At 40.6% G+C, this 7624-nt stretch carries 5 protein-coding genes and 4 tRNA genes; 5 read left to right on the top strand and 4 right to left on the bottom strand.

Going from position 1 to position 7624, the window contains the following annotated elements:
- A partial coding sequence (locus tag D5018_RS19895; RefSeq protein ID WP_133309349.1) for an IS66 family transposase occupies positions 1-307 on the top strand: 307 nt, incomplete at its 5' end.
- A gap of 202 nt (positions 308-509) precedes the next feature.
- Here D5018_RS19895 and D5018_RS19890 read toward each other — a convergent pair.
- The 4 genes from D5018_RS19890 to D5018_RS19875 all read right to left on the bottom strand — a co-directional run bounded on the left by D5018_RS19890 (position 510) and on the right by D5018_RS19875 (position 943).
- Positions 510-599, bottom strand: a tRNA-OTHER gene (locus D5018_RS19890).
- Positions 600-635: 36 nt separating this feature from the next.
- Positions 636-712: transfer RNA gene (locus D5018_RS19885), tRNA-Met, on the bottom strand.
- A gap of 36 nt (positions 713-748) precedes the next feature.
- Positions 749-825: transfer RNA gene (locus D5018_RS19880), tRNA-Met, on the bottom strand.
- Positions 826-866: 41 nt separating this feature from the next.
- A tRNA-Met gene (locus D5018_RS19875) sits at positions 867-943 on the bottom strand.
- Between the two features lie 221 nt (positions 944-1164).
- Here D5018_RS19875 and rlmKL point away from each other — a divergent pair.
- The 4 genes from rlmKL to D5018_RS19855 are packed head-to-tail and all read left to right on the top strand — an operon-like array spanning position 1165 to position 7338.
- On the top strand, positions 1165-3288 hold the full coding sequence (rlmKL, locus tag D5018_RS19870; protein WP_121840727.1) for a bifunctional 23S rRNA (guanine(2069)-N(7))-methyltransferase RlmK/23S rRNA (guanine(2445)-N(2))-methyltransferase RlmL: 2124 nt from the start codon (positions 1165-1167) through the stop codon (positions 3286-3288).
- The gene (locus D5018_RS19865) at positions 3281-3520 is read left to right on the top strand and encodes a glutaredoxin family protein (protein WP_243637481.1); all 240 of its coding nucleotides are present in this window, start codon (positions 3281-3283) and stop codon (positions 3518-3520) included. The genes rlmKL and D5018_RS19865 overlap by 8 nt, the downstream gene beginning before the upstream one ends.
- Position 3521: 1 nt before the next feature.
- Positions 3522-5435: an ABC transporter ATP-binding protein gene (locus D5018_RS19860; RefSeq protein WP_121840725.1), complete on the top strand. Its 1914-nt coding sequence runs from the start codon at positions 3522-3524 to the stop codon at positions 5433-5435.
- A gap of 28 nt (positions 5436-5463) precedes the next feature.
- On the top strand, positions 5464-7338 hold the full coding sequence (locus tag D5018_RS19855) for a DUF3466 family protein (RefSeq protein ID WP_121840724.1): 1875 nt from the start codon (positions 5464-5466) through the stop codon (positions 7336-7338).
- Positions 7339-7624 lie beyond the last annotated feature (286 nt).

Here is a 7624-nt window from a genome sequence, read left to right as displayed (position 1 = left end):
TACAGCCATTAACTACAGCTTAAATCAATGGGAAAAACTGGTTCGCTATCTCGAAGATGGGCGGTTAAGCATCGATAATAATCGCGTCGAGCGCGAAGCAAAACATTTTGCCATTGGTAGAAAAAATTTTCTCTTCTGTCACACTGAAAGCGGCGCCAACAGTAGTGCAGTGTTATACAGTATCGTTGAAACTTGCAAAGTCAATGGCGTTAATCCCTCTCAATATCTCACCTATTTATTTGAGCAACTTGCTCATGCTCCTAGCGATTTAGAGCCCTTAATGCCTTGGAATTTTGATAAGGATTAGTGGGGTTCGGCAGACGCTTACCATAAAAGCGCAATGAATAATATAGATAACCAAAACTCTAGAATAGTTATAACTTTAGTTTGCTATGGCTACTCAATAAAATTTGAAGGGGATTAAAAAGATCTAATTTAAAATATGAAGCTTAGGGATTTGTTAAAATATACGAGTATTTTAAAGGGATAATTTAAATAAATATAAGAATTGGTTGCGGGAGCCGGATTTGAACCGATGACCTTCGCTGGCTTTTATGAGGAGCTGAGCCCGACGAGCTACCATGCTGCTCCATCCCGCGTCCGGATGTTTGAAATACAGTTTTTTATGAAAGAATTGGTTGCGGGGGCCGGATTTGAACCGACGACCTTCGGGTTATGAGCCCGACGAGCTACCAAGCTGCTCCACCCCGCGACTGTATTTTTATAATCAGATTTCAATTTAGATAATTGGTTGCGGGAGCCGGATTTGAACCGACGACCTTCGGGTTATGAGCCCGACGAGCTACCATGCTGCTCCATCCCGCGACTGATTACTTTTTGCTTTTAAGACTTACTCGTTACCAAGTTGGTTGCGGGAGCCGGATTTGAACCGACGACCTTCGGGTTATGAGCCCGACGAGCTACCATGCTGCTCCATCCCGCGTCTGTCTCTAAAGCGGGGCGAACTATAAGCGATACCACTGCGGCGATGCAAGTGAAATCTTCAAATAAAGAATCATTCGTTCAAAAATGGGTCAGTTCGAGTTAATTTCCTACAATTTACTATCTTTCAAGCCAATTTGGTTTTTTTATCGTTTCTCTTTATCTTTTAAATGATTGAACAGGTATAATAAACCCCATAATTTTATGGTGTTGAAGTACCACATGTTTGAATTTTTTGCAGCGGCCCCACGTGGCTTTGAATATAGCTTGGCTCAAGAGTTAACTCAGCTAGGCGCTACCGACGTTAAAGAAAGTGTTGCAGGGGTGTATTTTTCTGCTGATCTAGAACTTGGCTATCGCATTACTTTATGGAGTCGATTAGCCAGTCGAATCGTACTCATTTTGCAAAAAGTGCCATGTAATAATCCTGAAGAACTTTATAACTCAGCTTATTGTATTGACTGGCCGAGCCACTTTTCTAATAGCAGTACTTTCAGTATTGATTTTCATGGCACTGGCGGTTTTATCAAAAATACCCAGTTCGGTGCATTAAAGATCAAAGATGCAGTAGTAGATCGCTTTCGTGATGACGGCGAAGTACGCCCGGATGTAGCGCGTAGTCATGCTGATTTCCGTATCGATGCCCATTTCCGTCGTGGCAATTTAACCATTGGTATTAACTTCTCTGGTCCTGCATTACATCAACGTGGGTACCGCGATAATACTGGTGCTGCACCTTTAAAAGAAAATCTAGCTGCCAATATGCTTGCGAGAAGTGGTTGGTCAAATGAACCAACAGATCTAATGGACCCATTCTGTGGTAGCGGCACTATTTTGATTGAAGCGGCAATGATCGCCGCTGATGTTGCACCAGCGCTTAATCGCTTTCACTTTGGCTTTAAACACTGGCGACGCCATAAAGAAGAACTGTGGGATGGCATTTTAAAAGAAGCTGAAGCGAGAGCTTCTCGTGGTATCAATCGATGTTCATTTAAGTTCTTTGGTTCTGACACTGATGCAAGAGTATTAAGTATTGCTAAACGCAATGCTAAAAGTGCAGGTGTCAGTGGGTTAATCGAATTTACTCAAGCTGACGCCCTTGAAGCCATACCTCCAGTTGAGACAGGAACCTTAGTTACCAACCCTCCTTATGGTGAGCGTCTTGGAACTAAAACGAATCTTCTACAACTTTATTACCAAATTGGTGCCCATTTAAAGCAAAACTTTGGTGGTTGGAAAGTCGCCATGCTGTGTAGTGAAATTGAATTGCTGTCCGCGCTTAAGCTTAAAGCCGATAAACAACTGAAAATGTATAACGGTGCAATTGAGTGTGGCTTCAATATTTATAGCCTCTACGCCAACAGTACCCGCCGTGAAGTTGAAACACACGCTGCTGATTTAAGTAATGTTGCTCCTGATTTTAGTAACCGTTTGAAGAAAAACATCAAACAGTTAACTAAGTGGGCGAAGAAAGAGGGCATTGACAGTTATCGTTTATACGATGCTGATATTCCTGAATATAATGTAGCTGTTGACCGTTATGTTGATTACGTCGTGGTACAAGAATACGCTGCACCTTCTTCAATCCCTGAGTCAGTGACTAAGCGTCGTATCAGCGACATTTTATTAGTGTTACCACATATTGTTGATGTTCATCCAGATCAAATTGTTGTTAAAACTCGTGAACGTCAAAAGGGCACTAATCAATACAATAAGCTGCAAAAAGAAAAGGTTGAATTAACGACTCTTGAGTATGGTGCTCAATTCAAGCTTAACTTATCTGGCTATTTAGATACAGGCCTGTTCCTTGACCACCGCTTAACTCGTAAGTTTGTTGGCGAGCAATCAAAAGATAAACGAGTGCTTAACCTATTTGCTTATACTGGCTCAGCATCAGTACACGCTGCGTTAGGTGGTGCAAAGTCTGTTACAACGGTTGATATGTCAAATACCTATTTGAACTGGGCGAAAGACAACTTTGCGTTGAATTCATTATTTGGAAAGCAATATCATTTCGAGCAAGCTGATTGTTTACAATGGATTGAGCAAGGTAAAGGTGAATACGATCTTATCTTTATCGATCCTCCTACTTTCTCAAACTCGAAACGTATGGAAGATTCATTCGACGTACAACGTGATCATGTTGATATGTTGAGTAAGCTATTTAAGATGTTAAGCCCACAAGGGCAGATCATTTTCTCGAACAATAAGCGTAAGTTCAAAATGGATACAGCGACGTTTGAGAAAATGGGCATCAAAGTGCTAAACCTAGACGCCAAACTGCTTCCACAAGATTACAAGCGTAATCCTCATATTCATAATGTATGGATGCTCACTCGTGGATAAGCAAATTAAACCTCTAACATTATTTCACACAGATGGTTGTCATCTGTGTGAATTAGCCGAAGCTCAATTAGTATCTCTCAAGTTACCATTTGAAATGGTGGATATTTGTGATGATGAAACACTGGCTGAACAGTATGGTATTCGTATACCTGTACTAATGAATAATCACAATCAGCAAGAGCTAGGTTGGCCGTTTGAGCCACAGGATATTGAAGATTTTATAGGAGCATAAATTGAGTCTGGTTCGTATCAATAATGGTTCATTGGCTTATGGCTATATCCCTCTATTAAAAAATGCCGATTTCACCATTGAAGAAGGTGAGCGCGTTTGTATCGTCGGCCGTAACGGTGCTGGTAAATCTAGCTTATTAAAAGTACTCGCTGGTGATGTATTACTGGATGATGGAGAATTTAATATTGCCACCGATGTCAAAGTAAGTCGTCTACAGCAAGATCCGCCAAAATCTGCTGAAGGTAAAATTTACGCTTATATTGCAGCGGGTGTTGCTGAAATCGGTGACATGCTAGAAGAACATCATGAGCTTTCAATTAAGCTTGCCAGTGCCGAAGGCGATGAGATGGAACGCCTGCTCAAGCGCATGCAAGTTCTACAAGAAAAGCTTGAACACAACAATGGTTGGCAGTTAGATGCACGTATTAATCAAATGTGCCAAATGCTTGATTTAGATCCTGATAGACCGCTTGCTGAGCTATCAGGTGGTTGGCAACGAAAAGTTGCGTTAGCAAGAGCATTAGCATGTGATCCTGATTTACTGCTATTAGACGAGCCAACTAACCACCTTGATATCGATACCATCGAATGGCTAGAGCAATTTCTAATTGGCTTTAAAGGTGCGATTGCCTTTATCTCGCACGATCGTGGTTTTATTCAACGCATGGCAACCCGTATTGTGGACTTAGACCGTGGTGTTGTGACGTCATGGCCAGGCACTTACCACAAATACCTTGAAGGTAAGCAAGAGTGGCTTCGAGTTGAAGAAGAGCAGAATGCTCAATTTGATAAAAAACTGGCTGAAGAAGAAGCGTGGATTCGACAAGGCATTAAAGCTCGTCGTACCCGTAACGAAGGCCGTGTTCGTGCGCTGAAGGCATTAAGGCAAGAGCGAAAGGCTAGAATCAATCGCCAAGGCAATGTATCGATGGGGGTTTCTGATGCAGAGCGTTCAGGTAAGTTAGTGTTTGAAGTTAAAGACGTTAACTACAATCTACCTGATAAGAATCTAGTTAAGAACTTTTCGACCCGTGTCATGCGTGGTGATCGCATAGCGTTAATTGGCCCAAACGGTTGTGGTAAGTCTACGTTAATCAAACTGTTGCTTGAACAAATACAACCACAATCGGGCGATGTTCGCTGTGGTACTAAATTAGAAGTTGCATATTTCGACCAGTATCGTGAAGCGTTAGATCCTGAAAAAACAGTTGAAGAAAACGTCGGCGATGGTAAATCAACCATTACCATTAATGGTAAAGATCGTCATATTTTAAGCTATCTTCAAGATTTCTTATTTTCGCCAGCAAGAGCCCGCACCCCCGTAAAAGCTCTATCGGGCGGTGAAAAAAACCGACTATTACTTGCAAGGTTATTGTTACGTCCAGCAAATTTAATTGTTCTTGATGAACCGACGAATGATCTTGATATTGAGACATTAGAATTGCTAGAGTCGTTACTAGCCGATTTCACAGGAACTCTTTTAATCGTAAGTCACGATAGAGAATTTATCGATAATACCGTAACATCAAGCTGGTGGTTTGCAGGGAATGGTCACTGGTCAGAATACGTTGGTGGCTATAATGATGCCGTTTCTCAAGGCGCTAAGTTCTATCGTGAGGAACCTGAAGAGCAAACTGTTGTCCAACCGAAAGTTGAAGCGAAAACAGTAACGGTTGAAGCGCCTAAAAAGCCAGCGAAAAAACTAAGTTACAAGCTTCAACTTGAGTTGAAAGAACTTCCGGCTAAAATGGAACGACTTGAGCTTGAAATAGAACAATTACAAGAATTGGTAAACCAAGCCGATTTTTATAACCAACCGCAAGATACAGTAAATGAAAAGTTGGGTGAACTTGCGGACAAAGAACAACAATTAGAAGTCTACTTTGAGCGTTGGGAAGAACTAGAGTCGCTATAAAGTAACTGGGTGAAACAGGAATAATTAAATGAAGTTAAGCCGTAAGATTGCACTGTCTGCTGTAGCAGTAGGCGTGTTGGGAGCGTTAGGAAACGCAGTTGCTGCACCAGTTTATGAAATTATAAACCTAGATAAACAAGAATATGATTTTGTAGGTGAGGGGAATGGAACCCTGCCTAACACTCGTAATGGTTATGCGCAAGCGGTTAATAATAATGATCAATTAGTCGGTGTTGCATTAGGTCGTAAGGTACTAAAACCTGATGACGTGGACACTGATATTGTAGATAGTGCTGACGGTATTTCCTCTTCAGTAAGAATTACTCTGAGTACTGATAAGGAAATCGAAGGAAATAATTACGCATTCTCATCATCAGATAATACTCCTGATAATAAAGATTGGGTACCAATCTTTGAGTCATTCAATGGTGCAAAAGCACCTGGTACCCCTAATAATGCTAATTCAATTAATAGCCAATTATTTGGAATTAATGCTGCAGGTATTCAAGTCGGTAGTATGAGCGGCCCTCAAAGAACTTTACCTTTTACTGGTGAAAAAAACGATAATAACAAAGATCAAAAGTTCTGGTATTTTCGAGACTATGAGACTCGCGGTGTAATTAAGAAAGGTGATGTAGAAATACCGCTTATTCCTCCTTACCACACTTATAAAAACTCTGACAACAAAACAGCAGAGGTTGGTGGCTTATCAACTGCATCGGCAATAAATGACAGTAATTTGGTTGTCGGATATGCCAGTACAGATATTGCTGATTCAAGTACAGGTAATTTGGATAATTGTTTAAAATCCGATGCCAAAGAGCCAGTTGAAGTGTGTGTTCAAGATTTACAGTTTGGCACAAGACCTTTGCCAGTTTATCAAATTAGAGCTCAAGCATGGCAATTGAAGGATGATAATACGGTAACTTCGATTGATTTACCTCTTGGTTTAACTCCTGATAGCGACTCTAAAGCTATTTTCCAAGCACAAGCTGTTGGTGTTAATAATGATGGCGTAATTGTGGGGCGTTCGGATACATATCGTGGTGGAGATAAAAACAACCTAAGATACGATGCGGCTTATTGGAAAAAAGACGCAGATGGGAAATACCAGTATCAACATGTCCCTAATGTCAGCGAAAAAGATGACAGAGATTCTATCGCGTACGCTATTAATAATGCGGGAATTCTTGTTGGCTCTTATAGCGCCTTTATCGAAGGGCGTGTTCGCAGTAAATTCTTTTACTACGATACTAAAGCTGCTGGTGATAAAGTTGTGGTCCCAAATGATTTTAAAGATCGCTTAACGGATTTGACCAGTGTACCTAGGGATATCAATAACAATAATCAAGTTGTTGGTAGTATCGAAACAGACTTCAGTAAGACTCAAGTACGCCCTCGTGCGGGCTTCTTATTTGAAATGGGCTCGAAAGATGAGACCAAATTTCATAACTTAAATAACTTACTGACTTGTCAATCCAAAGGTTATGAACCTGATGGTGATTCTTGGAAACGTCATCAAGTTGAAGTTGAAGATGGTTCAGGTAAGAAATTATCTTATTCAACTAGAATTGAAGTTGTTGAAGCGAATAGCATTAATGATGATGGGACAATTGTTGGAACAGCTTTAATAACTAAGCCACGTTATCAAATTGATGATGATGGTAAACCTGTAATTGATCCAGATAGTAAGAAACCATTGTTTGAGCTAAATGCACTTGGACAGCCTGTAACTGCCTCCATTCCTCGCATGGTTGTGCTAAAGCCTGTTAATGATACGAGTGCATCGGCTTGTACATTTTCTGACGTTCCAGGTGAAAAACCATACGAACGAAAAGGTGCTGGTATGTTATTTTGGATCTTTGCATTGCCGTTAGCATTTTTAAGAAGAAGAAAGTTTTAAGAGATAAGAAGAGTGAGCTTAAGGCTCACTCTTTTTTATTAGCTTGGCTAAAGTCTTTATGGTCTTTCATGTATTGCAAATAACTCAGTAATTCATCCATTTGTTGCTTGTTAAAATCAAATCCACTCAGCATTTTATTCCGTAACCGAAAGGCTTCAGGCCTACATTTCGCATGGTGATTTAAGTATCCGTACATTTTCAACCATTAACAAAAAAACAACATAGATCTTGTAGTGTTCTCATACGGTTTACCAAATTTTAAGCATGCCAAAAGGCTTCTGTCGTG

It is taken from the genome of Parashewanella curva, from assembly GCF_003675895.1.
GTDB classification, from domain to species: domain Bacteria; phylum Pseudomonadota; class Gammaproteobacteria; order Enterobacterales; family Shewanellaceae; genus Parashewanella; species Parashewanella curva.
Note: the sequence above shows the minus strand (reverse complement) of the source record. Positions and strands in the feature narration are given on the sequence as shown.